This is a genomic window from Micropruina sp., from assembly GCF_047602385.1.
Taxonomy (GTDB): Bacteria; Actinomycetota; Actinomycetes; order Propionibacteriales; family Propionibacteriaceae; genus Micropruina.
The window spans coordinates 259198-276708 of record NZ_JASGHL010000001.1 but is presented as its reverse complement, the minus strand read 5'-3'; the positions used below and the strand labels follow the sequence as shown (position 1 = coordinate 276708).

The 17511-nt window shown below is 64.5% G+C and carries 9 protein-coding genes and 3 rRNA genes; 3 read left to right on the top strand and 9 right to left on the bottom strand.

What is annotated here, in order from left to right; all coding sequences use genetic code 11:
- Positions 1-293: 293 nt before the first annotated feature.
- Positions 294-3089 (bottom strand): preprotein translocase subunit SecA, encoded by a 2796-nt coding sequence (gene secA, locus QM711_RS01310; protein ID WP_415096845.1) that lies wholly within the window; start codon positions 3087-3089, stop codon positions 294-296.
- A 325-nt stretch (positions 3090-3414) separates the two neighbouring features.
- Here secA and QM711_RS01305 point away from each other — a divergent pair, with 325 nt between their 5' ends.
- Both QM711_RS01305 and QM711_RS01300 read left to right on the top strand, forming a co-directional pair.
- Positions 3415-3822, top strand: a complete 408-nt coding sequence (locus QM711_RS01305; protein ID WP_415095913.1) for a YciI family protein — start codon at positions 3415-3417, stop codon at positions 3820-3822.
- A gap of 8 nt (positions 3823-3830) precedes the next feature.
- Positions 3831-4970, top strand: a complete 1140-nt coding sequence (locus tag QM711_RS01300; protein WP_415095912.1) for an RNA polymerase sigma factor — start codon at positions 3831-3833, stop codon at positions 4968-4970.
- A gap of 136 nt (positions 4971-5106) precedes the next feature.
- Here the strand turns inward: QM711_RS01300 and QM711_RS01295 are convergent, their stop codons facing one another.
- The 3 genes from QM711_RS01295 to QM711_RS01285 all read right to left on the bottom strand — a co-directional run bounded on the left by QM711_RS01295 (position 5107) and on the right by QM711_RS01285 (position 9555).
- Positions 5107-6501 (bottom strand): GntP family permease, encoded by a 1395-nt coding sequence (locus tag QM711_RS01295; RefSeq protein ID WP_415095911.1) that lies wholly within the window; start codon positions 6499-6501, stop codon positions 5107-5109.
- Between the two features lie 77 nt (positions 6502-6578).
- Entirely contained in the window at positions 6579-8231 is a 1653-nt protein-coding gene (locus tag QM711_RS01290) for an N-acyl-D-amino-acid deacylase family protein (RefSeq protein WP_415095910.1), read from the bottom strand.
- 10 nt (positions 8232-8241) lie between these two features.
- Entirely contained in the window at positions 8242-9555 is a 1314-nt protein-coding gene (locus QM711_RS01285) for an alanine racemase (RefSeq protein ID WP_415095909.1), read from the bottom strand.
- Positions 9556-10040: 485 nt separating this feature from the next.
- Between QM711_RS01285 and QM711_RS01280 the strand changes: the two genes are divergently transcribed.
- Positions 10041-10442, top strand: coding sequence for a RidA family protein (locus QM711_RS01280; RefSeq protein ID WP_415095908.1), 402 nt, complete (start codon positions 10041-10043; stop codon positions 10440-10442).
- 151 nt (positions 10443-10593) lie between these two features.
- Here the strand turns inward: QM711_RS01280 and QM711_RS01275 are convergent, their stop codons facing one another.
- The 5 genes from QM711_RS01275 to QM711_RS01255 form a co-directional block, all read right to left on the bottom strand.
- Complete coding sequence (locus QM711_RS01275; protein ID WP_415095907.1) at positions 10594-11487, bottom strand: winged helix-turn-helix domain-containing protein; 894 nt, start codon at positions 11485-11487, stop codon at positions 10594-10596.
- 4 nt (positions 11488-11491) lie between these two features.
- Complete coding sequence (locus QM711_RS01270; protein WP_415095906.1) at positions 11492-11800, bottom strand: DNA glycosylase AlkZ-like family protein; 309 nt, start codon at positions 11798-11800, stop codon at positions 11492-11494.
- A gap of 258 nt (positions 11801-12058) precedes the next feature.
- Positions 12059-12175: ribosomal RNA gene (gene rrf, locus QM711_RS01265) — 5S ribosomal RNA — on the bottom strand.
- A gap of 73 nt (positions 12176-12248) precedes the next feature.
- Positions 12249-15370 (bottom strand): 23S ribosomal RNA (locus tag QM711_RS01260).
- Positions 15371-15697: 327 nt separating this feature from the next.
- A 16S ribosomal RNA gene (locus QM711_RS01255) occupies positions 15698-17211 on the bottom strand.
- The 16S, 23S and 5S rRNA genes sit together here, the layout of an rRNA operon.
- Between the last annotated feature and the right edge of the window lie 300 nt (positions 17212-17511).

Genomic DNA, 17511 nt, shown 5'->3' with positions numbered 1-17511 from the left:
GCAGACGAACAGCAAAGCAGGACGAGCAGCGCCAATGGGCGGGACGGGGTGCAGCCCACTCCGCGGAGCAGAACGCAACCGGCAAGGACGCAACCACAAGACGTCTCGACAAGCTCGACCAACGGAAGGCCGGTCTCGACAAGCTCGACCAACGAAAGGCCGGTCCGAAAAGCGCGAACGGATCAGGTCTCTGCAAGGTGACCGAAAGAACCGTCCCCGGCGTTCCAGTTCCGGCAAGGTGACCGAAAGAACCGTCCCCGACGGTCCAAAGCTCAAGCGACCGGAGGCGGCCCTCAGCTACGGCGTCCGTGGCACATCTTGTACTTCTTGCCGGAGCCGCAGGGGCAGGGTGCATTCCGCCCGACACCGGCGTAAGGATCGTCGTCCTCATCCCGGCTGGCGACCGCTTCGCCGGTCTCCGAGGGGGCCGAGTAGGCCATCGGACGCTGTTGCCGCTCGCCGAGGCCCTTGGCCTTGACCACCGGACGCGCCTTCGGCTCGTCGACCTCGACGTCGTCCACCGCGTCGGGCTCGTCCGTTGCGACCGAGGCGATCAACTCTTCGAGCACCTCCGCCGACATCGGGACGCCGGCCGAGTCGGTCTGCAGACCGACCGTCGGCTGCTGCACGTTGACCTCGAGGTTGAACAGGAAGCCGACGACCTCCTCCATGAAGGCTTCCATCATGGCGTTGAACATGTCGCCGCCCTCGCGCTGGTACTCGACCAGCGGGTCGCGCTGTGCCATCGCTCGCAGTCCGATGCCCTCGCGCAGGTAGTCCATCTCGTAGAGGTGCTCGCGCCACTTGCGGTCGAGCACGGTGAGCAGCACCTGGCGCTCCAGTTCGCGCATGGTCTCTTCGCCGAGTTCTTCCTCGCGGCGGTCGTAGGCGGCCTGGGCATCGGCCTTGAAGTCCTCGACCAGCTCGTCGGCGGTCATCTCGACGCCCTCGTATTCGGAACGGTCCAGCCCGACCGGGTACAGCGTGCCCATCTGGGTCCAGAGTTGTTCCAGGTCCCAGTCCTCGACGAAGCCCTCGGTGTTCGCTCGCACGTACTGCTCGACCACCGAGTCGACGGTGCCGCGCAGCTGCACCTCGACGTCCGCGCCTTCGAGCACCCGGCGCCGGTCGCCGTAGATGGCGTGCCGCTGCCGGTTCATCACGTCGTCGTACTTGAGCACGTTCTTACGCATCTCGAAGTTCTGCGCCTCGACCTGCTCCTGGGCCTGCTGGATCGAACTGCTGACCCGCTTGTTCTCGATCGGGACGTCGTCGGGCACCTTCAAGGCCACCATCACCCAGTTGATGATGTCGGACTTGAACAGCCGCATCAGGTCGTCCTCGAGGCTGAGGTAGAACCGGCTTTCGCCCGGGTCGCCCTGACGCCCGGACCGGCCGCGCAGCTGGTTGTCGATGCGTCGCGACTCGTGCCGCTCGGAGCCCACCACGTACAGGCCGCCCAGTTCGACCACCTCGTCGTGCTCGGCTTCCACCTGCTCCTCGATCTCGGTGATCACCTCGGCCCAGGCCGTTTCGTACTCGTCGGCGTGCTCGACCGGATCGAGTCCCTTGGCGCGCAGGGCGGCGTCGGCGAGGAACTCGGGGTTGCCGCCCAGGATGATGTCGGTGCCACGTCCGGCCATGTTGGTGGCGACGGTCACCGCGCCCTTGCGTCCGGCGAGCGCGATGATCGCGGCCTCACGGGCGTGGTTCTTGGCATTCAGCACCTCGTGCTTCACGCCGGCCTTCTTCAGCAGTTTCGACAGGATCTCGGATTTGGCCACGGACGCGGTGCCGATCAGGATCGGCTGACCCTTCTCGTGCCGCTCGGCCACATCGTCGACCACGGCCTCGAATTTGGCGGCCTCGGTGCGGTAGATCAGGTCCTTGGCGTCGACCCGGATCATCGGCTTGTTGGTCTCGATCGGCAGCACGCCGAGGCCGTAGATCTTCTGGAACTCGCTCTCTTCGGTCTTGGCCGTACCGGTCATCCCGGCGAGCTTGTCGTACATCCGGAAGTAGTTCTGCAGCGTGATGGTGGCGAGGGTCTGGTACTCGTCCTTGATCTCGACCTTCTCCTTCGCCTCGAGCGCCTGGTGCAGGCCCTCGTTGTAGCGGCGTCCGATCAGGGTGCGGCCGGTGTGCTCGTCGACGATCAGCACTTCGCCGTCGAGGATGACGTAGTCCTTGTCCTTCTTGAACAGCTCCTTGGCCTTGATGGCGTTGTTCAGGTACGAGATCAGCGGCGTGTTGGCGCTCTCGTAGAGGTTCTCGATGCCGAGCCGGTTCTCCACCTCGGTGATGCCGCCCTCGAGGATGGAGACGGTGCGCTTCTTCTCGTCCACTTCGTAGTGGGTGTCTCGGTCCAGCCGGGCCGCGATCTTGGCGAACTCGGGGTACCACTGGTGGTTGTCCTCGGCCGGGCCGGAGATGATCAGCGGCGTCCGGGCTTCGTCGACCAGGATCGAGTCGACCTCGTCGACGATCGCGTAGTGGTGGCCGCGCTGGACGCAGTCGTCCAGCGACAGCGCCATGTTGTCGCGCAGGTAGTCGAAGCCGAATTCGTTGTTGGTGCCGTAGGTGATGTCGGCGGCGTACTGCTTGCGCCGTTCGGCCGGCGTCATGTGCGCCAGGATCACCCCGACGTCCAGGCCGAGGAAGTGATGCACCCGGCCCATCTGCTCGGACTGGTACTTGGCCAGGTAGTCGTTGACCGTGACGATGTGGACGCCCTCGCCGGTCAGCGCGTTCAGGTAGGACGGCATCAGCGCGACGATGGTCTTGCCCTCACCGGTCTTCATCTCGGCGATGTTCGCCCGGTGCAGCGCCACGCCACCCATCACCTGGACGTCGTAGGGGCGCTTGCCGAGCACCCGCTTGGTGGCTTCGCGGACGGTCGCGAACGCCTCGGGCAGGATCGCGTCGATGCTTTCGCCGTCGTCCAGCCGTTTGCGGAACTCGTCGGTCTGGGCGCGCAGTTCCTCGTCGCTCATCGCCTCGAAGTCGGGTTCGATCATGGCCACCTGATCGGCGACCCGGCGCAGTTCCCTGAGCTTGCGCCCGTCGCCCATGTGCAGCAGCTTGTCCAGAACACCCACGATGGTTTCAACGCTTCCTGGTCGATGACAGTCGCGCGCCATCTTAGTGTGCTCGGCCGACACCGCCCGCGCACCGGTCGTTGGTTCTGCGGCCGGCGCTGCAGTGGACCGCGGGGACGGTTCCTCCGGACACCTGCCAATGGACCGCCGGGACGGTTCTTCCGGACACCTGCCCATGGACCGCTTGTCCCCCTGAGTTGAGCACCTGTCCGATTCGGTTGGAGAAAGCTGCCCGCAGCATGTCGAGAAACCGCGACCGGCTCCGTCCCCGCTATAGAGCCGACCACAATGGTCGGCACCGAACCAAGGAGTCATGATGGCCAAGTACCTGCTGCTCAAGCACTACCGGGGCGCCCCGAAGGGCGTCAACGACGTGCCGATGGAGTCCTGGACGCCGCAGGAGATCACCGACCATATCCAGTACATGAACGACTTCGCCGCCCGGCTCGAGGACACCGGCGAGTTCGTCGACGGTCAGGCGCTGGCCCCCGAGGGCGCCTGGGTCCGCTACGACGGCGAGGGCCGTCCGCCGGTCACCGACGGTCCGTTCGCCGAGACCAAGGACCTGATCGCCGGCTGGATGATCATCGACGTGGAGGGCTGGGAACGGGCCGTGGAACTGGCCGGCGAGCTGTCCGCCGCACCGGGCGCGGGCGGCAAGCCGATCCACGAGTGGCTGGAAGTCCGTCCCTTCCTGACCCACGCACCGACCGTCACCGACTAAGTCCGGACGTGGACGAGTCTGCGCTGCGCGGCCTGATCCCGGCCGTCCTGGCGATCCTCGTCCGCCGCGGAGCCGACTTCGCGGCGGCCGAGGACGCCGTCCAGGACGCCCTGGTCGAGGCGTTGCGCAGCTGGCCGGACGACCCTCCCCGGGACCAGAAGGGCTGGCTGATCACCGTCGCCTGGCGGCGTTTCCTGGACGCCACCAGGAGCGAGGCCGCCCGCGAGCGACGCCAGCAGCTTGTCGAGGACGAGCCCGCCCCCGGCCCGGTGCCGGACGTCGACGACTCGCTGTGGCTGTACTTCCTGTGCGCGCACCCGCGGCTCACCCCGTCCTCGGCGGCGGCACTGACCCTGCGCGCCGTCGGCGGCCTGACCACCCGGCAGATCGCGTCGGCGTACCTGGTGCCTGAGGCGACGATGGCGCAGCGGATCAGCCGCGCCAAGCGCACGGTCACCGACGTCCGGTTCGACCGGCCCGGCGACGTCGACACGGTGCTGCGGGTGCTCTACCTGATCTTCAACGAGGGCTACACCAGCGACGACGCCGATCTGGCCGCCGAGGCGATCCGGCTGGCCCGCCAGTTGGCGGCCCTGCACGATCACCCGGAGATCGCCGGGTTGCTGGCGCTGATGCTGCTGCACCATGCCCGTCGGGCCGCGCGCTTCACCGCCGACGGCGCCCTGGTGCCGCTCGCCGACCAGGACCGTGGTCGCTGGGACACCGCCGCCATCGCCGAGGCGGTCGACATCCTGCAGGCCGCGCTGGCTCGGGACGCCCTGGGCGAGTTCCAGGCCCAGGCCGCCATCGCGGCGCTGCACGCCGACGCGCCGAGCACCGCCGAGACCGATTGGGTGCAGATCGTCGAGTGGTACGACGAGCTGGTGCGGCTGACCGACTCGCCGGTGGTCCGGCTGAATCGGGCGGTCGCCGTCGGCGAGGCGGATGGGCCGCTGGCCGGGCTGGCGGCGCTGGCCGAACTGGACGCATCACTGCCCCGGTTCGATGCCGTGGCCGCCCACCTGCATGAGCGCGCCGGCGACCTCGCCGAGGCCGCCCGGCGCTATGCGGCGGCCGCCCGGGCCGCGGACAACCTGGCCGAACGCGAGCACCTCTACCGTCAGGCGTCCCGGCTCAACACCCGCTGAGCAACGCGCCGACTCCGCGGTTGAGTGGGCCTAGGCCATCGGGAGTCAGTGGGAGTCGAGCTTGTCGAAACCTCGCTGGCTACGGGTTTCGACCAGCTCGACCAGCGCGGCGCCGCAGTGCGCAGGCAACGCTTCGCTATCGGACGAAGGTGAACAGCAGCGACGCCATCGCGAAGCCGACCACCGACAGCACAGTCTCGAGCACGGTCCAGGTCTGCAGGGTCTGCTTCACGGTCATGTTGAAGTACTTGGCGATGATCCAGAAGCCGCCGTCATTGACGTGCGAGGCGATGATCGAACCAGCCGAGATCGCCATCACGATCAGCGCCAGCTGAGGTTGCGAGAACTGGCCGCTGGTCAGCACCGGCGCCAGGATGCCGCCGGTGGTGACGATGGCGACCGTCGCCGATCCCTGCGCGATCCGCAGGCCGCAGGCGATCACGTACGCCGAGACGATGATCGGCAGACCGGCCGCCGACAACGTTGTGGCGACCGCCTTGCCGACCCCGGTGGCGGCGAGGACGGCGCCGAAGAAGGCACCGGCGCCGACGACCAGCAGGATCATCCCGATCGGCTTCAGCGACGAACCGCTCAGTTCGCCCAACTCCTCGGCGGTCATCCCCTGCCGGAAGCCGAGCAGCCACATGGCGATCAGCACGGCCACGGTCAGCGCGATGCCCGGGTTGCCGAAGAAGATCAGCGTGTCGCGCAGCGCTCCGGGCGGGGCGAAGACGTTGCCGAAGGTGCCGCCGAGAATCAGGATCATCGGCAGGCCGATGACCAGCAGGACGACGCCGAGACTGGGCTCGTGACCTTTCGCCTCCTCGGACTCGGGAACGATCCGGTCTTCGGGCACGGTGACATGGATGCGCTTGCCGATCCAGGTGCCGTAGACGATGCCGCCGACGAACCAGGCCGGAATGCCGCAGGCCAGGCCCATGATGATGATCCAGCCGAGCTCGACGTGGAACAGCCCCGCCGCGGCGACCGGGCCGGGGTGCGGCGGCAGGAAGGCGTGAGTGATCGACAGGCCGGCCAGCAACGGCAGGGTGTACAGCACCAGCGAGCGGCCACCACGGATCGCGGCCACGTAGATCAGGGGCGCGAGCACGAAGATGCCGATGTCGAAGAAGACCGGAATGCCCAAGACGAAGCCGGTGATGCCCATGGCGAGCGGGGTTCCCTTCTCGCCGAACACCTGGACCAGCTTGCCCAGCAACACCTCGGCACCGCCGGAGCGTTCCAGGATCGCGCCGAGCACGGTACCCAGGCCGATGATCAAGGTGATGTGGCCCAGGATGCCGGCGAAGCCCTTCTCGATCAGGGCGTCCGAACTCTTGATCGGGGTGCCGACCAGGGCTTCGATGCTGACCCCGCCGGCCAGCGCGACCAGCACACCGACGCCGACGAGGGCGATGAAGGGCTCGACCTTCAACTTGATGATCAGGAAGAGCAGCACGGCGATGCCGAGACCGGCCAGCGTCAGCAGCCCCGCCGTGTCCTGGCGCAGCCAGGTGAGAAAGGCGTCCATCTGTTTCTCCATTCGTGGTTGGGGTGACCGGGCGAGGGCGGCGGGGCTGGGACGTCCGGAGGACTGGGCGGACGGGCTCAGCCGTCGTTGGCGGCCGTCCCATCGCGGGTCCGGCGCAGCGCTCGGCCTGCCCGGGCACCGGTCGGGGCGCCGTCGGCGATCGCGGCGACGCCGTTGACGAAGACGTAGCGGACGCCGGCGGCCGGCCGCCGCGGTTCGGCGAAGGTCGCCGTGTCGGCGATCGTGTCGGGGTCGAACAGCACCAGGTCGGCCGCGTGGCCCTCGCGGACCAGGCCGCGGTCGACCAGCTTGAGCCGCGCCGCGGGGCGTCCGGTGAGGTGATTGACCGTCTCTTCCAGGCTCATCAGTCCCAGGTCGCGGCAGTAGTGGCCGAGGTAGCGCGGGAAGGTGCCCCAAGCCCGGGGGTGCGGCTTGCCGCCCACCAGCAGGCCGTCGCTGCCGCCGGTGTGCACCGGGTGCACCATGATCGCCCGGACGTTCTCCTCATGGCCGACGTGCTGCAGGATGCCGGTGCCGCAGTGGTCACGGAGAAGGATGTCGACGAAGGTGTCGAACGGATCGGCGCCCCGCTCGGCGGCGATCTGCTCGACGGTCCTGCCGACGATCCCGTCCAGTTCGGGGTTCTGGACGCCGCTGATCTCCAGCGTGTCCCACTCGGCGATCACGCCGTGGCAGCCGTCCGAACCGTCGACTTCGAGGGCCTGGCGGATCCGGGCCAGCGTCTCGGGGTTCTGCAGCCGCTTCAAGGTGGCCTCGATGCCGCCCGACGCGCTCCAGCTGGGCAGCGCCGCGGCCAGCGTGGTGGCGCCCGGCAGGTAGGGGTAGGTGTCCAGGGTGATGTCGACGCCGTCGGCGCGGGCGGCGTCGATCAGCGCCAGCAACTCGGGGGCGCGGCCCTTGTTGACGCCGAAGTTCATCGTCGCGTGGGCCAGGTGCAGCGGGCAGCCGGTGGCCCGGCTGAGCTCGATCATCTCGGCGTAGGCCTCGAGTGCACCCTTGCCGTAGGAGCGCTGGTGCGGGTCGTAGAAGCCGCCCAGCTCCCCCACCGTTGTGAGCAGGGCCTCGAGTTCGGCGGTGTCGGCGTACATGCCCGGGGTGTAGGTGAGGCCGGACGACATGCCGATCGCACCCTGGGCCATGCTGTCGCGGATGACCTGCTGTTGCCGCACGATCTCCTCGGGGGTGGCCGGACGGTCCTCGAAGCCGACCACCAGCGCACGCAGGGTCCCTTGCGGGATCAGGTAGGCGGCGTTGGTCGCGATCCGGTTGCCGTCGGCGTCCGGACGGTCCAGCCGGTCGAGGTACTCCCCCACCGTGCGCCAGTCCCAGTCGAAGTCGTCCGGGTTGGCGTTCCAGCCGGCGATCTGCTTGCGGACGCCGTCCAGGGTGGGCTCGTCGACGGGTGCGTAGGACAGGCCGTCCTGGCCGAGCAGTTCCGTGGTGACGCCTTGGCTGAGCTTGGCGTAATGGTCGGGGTTGACCAGCAGCTGCAGGTCGGAGTGCGCGTGCATGTCGATGAATCCCGGGCTGAGCACCAGGCCGGTGCCGTCGATCACCGTGCCGGATCCGGCGAGCGTGCGCGATTCGGTGAGCGCCCCAGGCTCGGCTATCCGGGCGATCAGGCCGCCGGCGATGGCGACGTCCGCGGTGTAGCGGGCCTCGCCGGTGCCGTCCACGACGATGACGTTGCCGATCACGGTGCTGGTCATCTCGCTCCCCTCAGAAAAACGTCCGGACGGTGCCGACGACGACGGGGTCGACCGGGTCGGCAACGCTGTCGAGCACCGGCATCAGTGTCCACTTGTCCAACGCGGTGCAGGGGTGCGACAGGCCGAGCAGCACCACGTCGCCGGGTCGCACGTCCAGTTCGTCGGAGTAGCACAGGAACGCATGCTGATCGTTCACCGCGGTGATCGCCGCACCGGGCAGCGGCCGCAGCGGCTGCCCGAGTTCCCCGCCGATGCCCAGGGGAATAGGCAGCCCCTCGTCGAACGGCAGGTCACGCTTGCCGCCCTCCAGGATCGCCAGGCCGGGTTCGGTACGGGACACCACCCGCGCCCAGAACCGCATCGCCGAGACGAACGCGTCAGCGGCGTCCGGGTCACGGCGGGACAGCGGCGAGATGCCGCGATAGAACCCGTCGTCGTGGATCACGTACGCCCCGCTGCGCAGGATCACCTCGACGCCGGAACCGGCGCAGGGGCCGAGGATCTCGACCACGTCGTCGAAGTACGCGCTACCGCCGGCGGTCAGGATCACCTCGTCGGTCTCGTAGGTGTCATCACCGGCGAGCGTCTCGTGGAGGTGCCGGAAGTCGCCGAGATAGCCACGGACCGCGCTGAGCCCCGCCTCGTCCCAGCTGTGCGCGAGCGCGCCTTCGTACCCGCCGATGCCGCCCAGTCGCAGGCGGGACGCCGCCCGCACCGCCTCGGCGACCGTGCGCGCGGCGTCCACACCGCGCGCGCCGGTTCGGCCGCCGCGTCCGCCGATCTCGACCAGGACCTCCAGCGAACCCGCGCCGGCGGCGTCCAGAACGCGCTGGAGCCGGTCGACGCCGGCTACCGAATCCACCCAGGAGACGATCCGGGCACCGGCCGCGACCTGGTCGGCAACCCAGCGGATCGCGGACGGGTCGGTCAGCCCGTTGGCGAGCATCAGGGTCCGGACGCCGAAGCGCCGGGCGACTCGGAGCTGGGCGGCGTTGGCCAGGGTGATCCCCCAGGCCCCGGCCTCGAGCTGGGCCGCCCACAGCGCCGGCGCCATCGTCGTCTTCCCGTGCGGCGCCAGCCGGACGCCGTGCTCGGCGCACCAGCGCGCCATCCTCGCGACGTTGCCGGTCAGCGCGGCGGCGTCCAGGGTGAGCAGCGGGGTCTGGAGGTCCGACAGGCGCAGCGAACCGGAGCCGAACTCCGCCGCCGTCCGCCCGTGCTGAGCCGCGGGGACGGCCTTGTGACGCCAGTCCAGTACCTCGGTCTCGAGCTCGGCCACCGCGGTGTGGTTGATTCCGAGCCGCGGGGATTGACCCTCGCCCATGACTGCCACACCCTTCTTCCACAATGCACCGTCTGGTCGGGTGAAGTCCTGTCCATAGGGGTCCACTCGGCGCCGCTTGTTGCAAATCATGCAATCGTGATTGCGTCTTTTGCCCGCCCATATCTAGCATTGAGCCTCCCCAGCGTCAATAGAAAATTGCCCGGCGAGCGGAGTCCCGATGAGTCAGAGCGTGCGGCGGGCGCTCGACCTGCTCGCTCAGCTCGGCGCCGGGTCCCGCTCCCTCGACGAACCTGTCCGTGGTTCACGGGTGCTGACCACGACCGTGATGCGGCTGCCGCACAGCCTCGAACCAAGGGCATTCGTGGTCCGCGATTCGCGGCAGCGCAACCTGCTCGGTCCGCGCTCCTTGGAGTTGTCGGCGCTGGCCTTGGAGCGGCGCGACGTCCGCACGGTCGCCGGTCCGCACCTGGTGACGCTCGCCCGCGCCGCCGACCCCTGTTGGATTGCACTGAAAGGACCCGAAAATGACCAAGGAAATCGTCCTCACCACCGACGCGCCGGCCCCGGCCCACGTGTTCTCTCAGGGGGTGAAGAAGGGCGGACTGTTTCAAGTATCCGGCCAAGGTCCGATGGATCCGGTCAGCAATAGCTACATCGGTGCCGGCGACGTCCGGACGCAGACCCGGCAGACTTTGGAGAACGTGAAGGCGATCCTGCTCGCCGGCGGGTCGTCGGTCGAGGACGTGATCATGTTCCGCGTCTACCTGACCAAGCGCGAGGACTTTCCGGCCATGAATGAGGTGTACGGCGAGTTTGTCGAAGAGAACTGCCCCAGCGGCCAACTGCCCGGGCGGACGACGGTCTTCGTCGATCTGCCGCACGAGGTGATGCTGGTCGAAATCGACGCCCTCGCCGTCATCGGCTGACGCCGGTTGGGCCCTTCGCGTGCTGCCGGTTGAGCGTGTCGAAACCGAGTCCTCTGCGCTGGTTGAGCGGGTCGAAACCAAAAGGGTCTCGACAAGTTCGACCAACGGAGCGGGATCTCAACCAACCCGAGACGTTCGCGCCGAAACGAAATCAACAGACGGCAGTGAGGTCGCGGGCCAGGGTGCCGCGATCGGCGACCAGCAATGTGTCCAGGCCCAGCCAGTTAGCCATCAGCCGCAACTCGTCACGCAGCCGGGACGCCACTTCCGCGCGACGTGCGTCGGCGGCCTCCTCCAGCCACGCCGACTGGACCTGCAGGACGCCCAGCGCCCGGTCAGCCTTCAGATCGACCCTGGCCACCAGTTCATCGTCGGCCAGGAACAGGTAGACGTAGTAGCCGTAGTCGCGTTGCGCGGCCGGGGTGTAGATGCCGAGCCGGTAGTGGACGCCGAACAATTGCAGGACGCGCGGCCGATGGTGCACCAGGGTGTCGAAGGGTGCGATCAGCGCCTGACCGTCCAGCCGCCGCGGTCGCCGGGCGCCGTCGCTCAGCCAGAACTGCTGCGACAAGCCGGCCACCCTCACCGGCTCGACAACGCCGGACGCCGCCAGCCGGCCGATGGACTCCCGGACGGCGACCGTCGGCAGGTAGAAATAGTCGGACAGCGCTTTGAGGTCGGCGACGCCGAGTGCGGTCGCCGAGCGCGACACCAGCGTGTCGACCGAATCGTCATCGGTCGGATCGGGCTGGGCCAGTACCGCCGCGGGCAACACCCGTTCAGTCAGGTCGTAGCGCCGTTCGAAGGCCGGATTGCGGCTGGCGACGCTGACCGTGCCGCTGTCGAAGAGGAACTCCAGGACGTGCTTGGCCTCGGACCAGTTCCACCCCCAGTGATCCTTGCGCCGGACCTCGCTGTTCTCGATCTGCCGAGCGGACAGCGGGCCGTCCTGCGCCAGGTCGGCGAGCACCCGCTCGAGCAGATCCGGCTTGCTCTCCAGGATGCGCTCGAGCGACGTCCGCTCAGCGGCGGCCCGGCGCCGCATCGCCCTACGGAAGGCGGGCTGGCAGGGCGACATCGATCAGGCAGGCGGCGTGCGCCCAGTACTCGAAGAGCCGGCGCGGCCCGCGTCCGGCAGCCCGGTCGAGCAGCGCCGGGTCGTAACTGCCGAGCCTGCTGAACAAGGGCATGTAGTGCGCCCGCACAGCCACATTCACCGAGTCGATCTGGAACTGCCCGACCCGGTCGACGACCCGCTGCAGGTGCCCCATCGTCACCGGCCCGGACGGCCGCGGCCGTCCGAACCCCTGCGCGGCGAGCGCGATCCGGCGTGCCTGGGCGATGCTCAAGGTCGGCATGGCCGCATGCTATCCACCCCCTCCGACAGATCCCACGCCGCTTCCGGCACAAGGGGACGGTTCTTTCGGTCTGAGGTAGGCCAACCCCGCCTGGCCGGTCACCGGCCGCATTCAGGAGCTGATCGTCATCTCTGCCCGAGCCTGCGAACACCGTCATGCCTGCGATCCTCTAGCTCCCTCGACCTCCGGAACCTCACCAACCGGGACGCAAAACACCCCCGTGGTGATCATTGCTGATCACCACGGGGGTGTTTAAATGTCCGGCGATGTCCTACTCTCCCACAGGGTCCCCCCTGCAGTACCATCGGCGCTGAGCAGCTTAGCTTCCGGGTTCGGAATGGAGCCGGGCGTTTCCCGCTCGCCATGATCACCGTAACTCTATGGAGTTGTCGATCGGTTCCCGACCGTTACTCAGGAACCGCACAGTGGACGCGTAACATCTTTGTAGAAAAACAAGCCCTCGGCCTATTAGTATCGGTCAGCTCCATGCATTGCTGCACTTCCACATCCGACCTATCAACCCGGTGGTCTTCCGGGGGCCTTACCAGATTAACTCTGTGGGAACCCTCATCTTGAGACGTGCTTCCCGCTTAGATGCTTTCAGCGGTTATCACTTCCAAACGTAGCCAACCAGCCGTGCTCTTGGCAGAACAACTGGCACACCAGAGGTTTGTCCGTCCCGGTCCTCTCGTACTAAGGACAGCCTCTCTCAAGATTCCTACGCGCGCAGCGGATAGGGACCGAACTGTCTCACGACGTTCTAAACCCAGCTCGCGTGCCGCTTTAATGGGCGAACAGCCCAACCCTTGGGACCGACTCCAGCCCCAGGATGCGACGAGCCGACATCGAGGTGCCAAACCATGCCGTCGCTATGGACGCTCGGGCAAGATCAGCCTGTTATCCCCGGGGTACCTTTTATCCGTTGAGTGACGGCGCTTCCACGTGCCACCGTCAGATCACTAGTCCCGACTTTCGTCCCTGCTCGAGATGTCTCTCTCACAGTCAAGCTCCCTTGTGCACTTACACTCAAAACCTGATTGCCAACCAGGCTGAGGGAACCTTTGGGCGCCTCCGTTACATTTTGGGAGGCGACCGCCCCAGTCAAACTACCCATCAGGCACTGTCCCTGATCCAGATAATGGACCTAAGTTAGATAACCAGAACGACCAGAGTGGTATTTCAACGATGACTCCACAAGAACTGGCGTCCCTGCTTCAAAGTCTCCCACCTATCCTACACAAGTCGTACCGATCACCAATACCAAACTATAGTAAAGGTCCCGGGGTCTTTCCGTCCTGCTGCGCGTAACGAGCATCTTTACTCGTAATGCAATTTCGCCGAGTTCGTGGTGGAGACAGCGCCCAAATCGTTACTCCATTCGTGCAGGTCGGAACTTACCCGACAAGGAATTTCGCTACCTTAGGATGGTTATAGTTACCACCGCCGTTTACTGGGGCTTAAGTTCAGTGCCTCGCTTGCGCTAACACGTCCCCTTAACCTTCCAGCACCGGGCAGGAGTCAGTCCGTATACATCGTCTTTCAACTTGGCACGGACCTGTGTTTTTAGTAAACAGTCGCTTGGGCCTGGTCTCTGCGACCCTCAATGCTCGAGGAGTAAATCCCGTCACACATCAGGTCCCCCTTATCCCGAAGTTACGGGGGTATTTTGCCGAGTTCCTTCACCACGATTCTCTCGATCGCCTTGGTATTCTCTACCTATCCACCTGTGTCGGTTTCGGGTACGGGCGGCTCACAACTCGCTCACGAAGATTTTCTAGGCAGCATAGGATCACCCACTTCAGGAGCCGTAGCTCCAAAAGGCATCATGTCTCAAGCACATGGGATGCGGATTTGCCTACACCCCGCCCTACACACTTACCCCGGGACAACCATCGCCCGGGATGGGCTACCTTCCTGCGTCCCTCCGCAGCTTGCCTAATACAATCGTGGGTCACAGACTCAAACCGGCTTGGACCGAAGTCCGCCACCAGCTCTCGCGTGCTTAGCATTGACTGCCTCGGCAGGGTCGTTGTTTCGCCGGTACGGGAATATCAACCCGTTGTCCATCGACTACGCCTGTCGGCCTCGCCTTAGGTCCCGACTTACCCAGGGCAGATTAGCTTGACCCTGGAACCCTTGGATATTCGGCGGACGGGTTTCTCACCCGTCATTCGCTACTCATGCCTGCATTCTCACTCGTGTGCTCTCCACGGCTGGGTCACCCCGCCGCTTCACAGCGCACACGACGCTCCCCTACCCATCCGCGCACCTGGACCACAAAGGCCTGGTTACAGCGCGAATGACACAGCTTCGGCGGATTGCTTGAGCCCCGCTAAATTGTCGGCGCAGAATCACTTGACCAGTGAGCTATTACGCACTCTTTCAAGGGTGGCTGCTTCCAAGCCAACCTCCTGGTTGTCTGTGCAACTCCACATCCTTTTCCACTTAGCAATCTCTTAGGGGCCTTAGCTGGTGTTCTGGGCTGTTTCCCTCTCGACTATGAAGCTTATCCCCCACAGTCTCACTGCCGCGCTCTCACTTACCGGCATTCGGAGTTTGGCTGATTTCGGTAAGCTTGTGGGCCCCCTAGACCATCCAGTGCTCTACCTCCGGTAAGAAACGCGCGACGCTGCACCTATATGCATTTCGGGGAGAACCAGCTATCACGTAGTTTGATTGGCCTTTCACCCCTATCCACAGCTCATCCCCTCGGTTTTCAACCCAAGTGGGTTCGGGCCTCCACGACGTCTTACCGTCGCTTCACCCTGGCCATGGATAGATCACTACGCTTCGGGTCTAGAGCACGCGACTATGTCGCCCTATTCGGACTTGCTTTCGCTACGGCTCCCCCACACGGGTTAACCTCGCCACGTACCACTAACTCGCAGGCTCATTCTTCAAAAGGCACGCCGTCACCCCCATACCAAAAGGCACAGCAGGCTCCGACGGATTGTAGGCAATCGGTTTCAGGTACTATTTCACTCCCCTCCCGGGGTACTTTTCACCTTTCCCTCACGGTACTTGTCCGCTATCGGTCATCAAGGAGTATTTAGGCTTAACGGGTGGTCCCGCCAGATTCATGCGGAATTTCAGGGGTTCCGCATTACTTGGGGTGACGCACGAGAGAGAGCGGCTTACGTCTACAGGGGTATTACCTTCTGTGCCGGAACTTCCCAGAGTCCTTCGACTTCAACACTCTTTTCTTACTCTCTGACCGGTCAACAGCCCGGTCGGTGCGGCCCCACTACCCCCAACATGCAACGCCTGTCAGCTATCACACATGCTAGGTTTGGCCTCTTCCGCGTTCGCTCGCCACTACTTACGGAATCACGGTTGTTTTCTTTTCCTGTGGGTACTGAGATGTTTCACTTCCCCACGTTCCCTCCAACTACCCTATGTGTTCAGGTAGAGGTCGCCGGACATTACTCCGGTTTCTTTCGAGGTTTCCCTATTCGGAAATCCACGGATCGAAGCTCGTTTACCAGCTCCCCGTGGCTTATCGCAGGTTACAACGTCCTTCATCGGCTCTTGATGCCAAGGCATCCACCGATTGCCCTTAGTAGCTTGTTATTTCACTACAAAGATGCTCGCGTCCACTGTGCAGTTCTCAAGAAACGGGCGGGCCCAGCTCAATCACCGACTTCCACCGGCAACCTCAACTGATCCGCTCTGTTGAAGGTGTTGCAGACGCAACCGACCCTTCAGGACCCAACAGCGTGCTCTCAGGCTTCGCTCCAGCAAAAGATGTTCCACTTCCCTTTCGGGACTGTACTGACTCTCCTGGTGACTAGGCTTCAAGTCAATGTTCCACTAGTAGCCTGCCGGCCCCACGAACACTCGCCGTGGCAAACCGTGCGCTTGGACGAGCTGATTAATTCTCGCCAAAAGGCTCCTTAGAAAGGAGGTGATCCAGCCGCACCTTCCGGTACGGCTACCTTGTTACGACTTAGTCCTAATTACCGGTCCCACCTTCGACGGCTCCCTCCACAAGGGTTGGGCCACCGGCTTCGGGTGTTACCGACTTTCATGACTTGACGGGCGGTGTGTACAAGGCCCGGGAACGTATTCACCGCAGCATTGCTGATCTGCGATTACTAGCGACTCCGACTTCATGGGGTCGAGTTGCAGACCCCAATCCGAACTGAGACTGGCTTTATGGGATTCGCTCCACCTTGCGGTATCGCAGCCCTTTGTACCAGCCATTGTAGCATGTTTCAAGCCCTGGACATAAGGGGCATGATGACTTGACCTCATCCCCACCTTCCTCCGAGTTGACCCCGGCAGTCTCCTATGAGTTCCCGGCCGAACCGCTGGCAACATAGGACGAGGGTTGCGCTCGTTGCGGGACTTAACCCAACATCTCACGACACGAGCTGACGACAGCCATGCACCACCTGTATACCGACCTTGCGGGGCACCTGTCTCCAAATGTTTCCGGTATATGTCAAACCCAGGTAAGGTTCTTCGCGTTGCATCGAATTAATGAACATGCTCCGCCGCTTGTGCGGGCCCCCGTCAATTCCTTTGAGTTTTAGCCTTGCGGCCGTACTCCCCAGGCGGGGCACTTAATGCGTTAGCTACGGCACGGAGAACGTGGAATGTCCCCCACACCTAGTGCCCACCGTTTACGGCGTGGACTACCAGGGTATCTAAGCCTGTTTGCTCCCCACGCTTTCGCTCCTCAGCGTCAGTTAATGTCCAGAGAACCGCCTTCGCCACTGGTGTTCCTCCTGATATCTGCGCATTCCACCGCTCCACCAGGAATTCCGTTCTCCCCTACATTCCTCAAGTCTGCCCGTATCGAAAGCAGGCTCGGGGTTAAGCCCCGAGTTTTCACTTCCGACGCGACAAACCGCCTACGAGCTCTTTACGCCCAATAATTCCGGACAACGCTCGCACCCTACGTATCACCGCGGCTGCTGGCACGTAGTTAGCCGGTGCTTCTTCTGCAGGTACCGTCAGTTTCGTCCCTGCTGAAAGCGGTTTACAACCCGAAGGCCGTCATCCCGCACGCGGCGTTGCTGCGTCAGGCTTTCGCCCATTGCGCAATATTCCCCACTGCTGCCTCCCGTAGGAGTCTGGGCCGTATCTCAGTCCCAGTGTGGCCGGTCGCCCTCTCAGGCCGGCTACCCGTCGTCGCCTTGGTAAGCCATTACCTCACCAACAAGCTGATAGGCCGCGAGCCCATCCCTGACCGTCGGAGCTTTCCAACCTCCCAGATGCCTAAGAGGTTCATATCCGGTATTAGCAGCTGTTTCCAACTGTTATCCCAGAGTCAAGGGTAGGTTGCTCACGTGTTACTCACCCGTTCGCCACTGATCAGAAAAGCAAGCTCCTCATCACCGTTCGACTTGCATGTGTTAAGCACGCCGCCAGCGTTCGTCCTGAGCCAGGATCAAACTCTCCGTTGAAAACTTTCAGCACCGACCGAAGCCGGCATGTGCTGTCAAAGGATTGCCTGACACTGACAGGATCCATTGCTGGATCTATCAATAATCAAAGGAATCACGTCCAAGAGACAACAGCCTCAAGGGACGGGATATTCGTTGTTCGCACACCCCGAAGGGTGCACATTGCATTGACTTTCAAGCACGCTGTTGAGTTCTCAAGATTCGGGTGCGCACCACGCCTCAGCCTCACGACCGCCGCTTGGGGCAACTCGACCTACCTTACAAGGGCTTGTGCTCGGTGTCAAACCAAGCTATCCTGCC

What these genes read in the sequence shown, in the direction of transcription:
- QM711_RS01285 (WP_415095909.1), bottom strand. Translation starts at nt 9,555, where the DNA reads ATGGGCGAGGGTCAATCCCCGCGGCTCGGAATCAACCACACCGCGGTG.
- QM711_RS01280 (WP_415095908.1), top strand. Translation starts at nt 10,041, where the DNA reads ATGACCAAGGAAATCGTCCTCACCACCGACGCGCCGGCCCCGGCCCAC.
- QM711_RS01295 (WP_415095911.1), bottom strand. Translation starts at nt 6,501, where the DNA reads ATGGACGCCTTTCTCACCTGGCTGCGCCAGGACACGGCGGGGCTGCTG.
- QM711_RS01270 (WP_415095906.1), bottom strand. Translation starts at nt 11,800, where the DNA reads ATGCCGACCTTGAGCATCGCCCAGGCACGCCGGATCGCGCTCGCCGCG.
- QM711_RS01305 (WP_415095913.1), top strand. Translation starts at nt 3,415, where the DNA reads ATGGCCAAGTACCTGCTGCTCAAGCACTACCGGGGCGCCCCGAAGGGC.
- QM711_RS01290 (WP_415095910.1), bottom strand. Translation starts at nt 8,231, where the DNA reads ATGACCAGCACCGTGATCGGCAACGTCATCGTCGTGGACGGCACCGGC.
- QM711_RS01275 (WP_415095907.1), bottom strand. Translation starts at nt 11,487, where the DNA reads ATGCGGCGCCGGGCCGCCGCTGAGCGGACGTCGCTCGAGCGCATCCTG.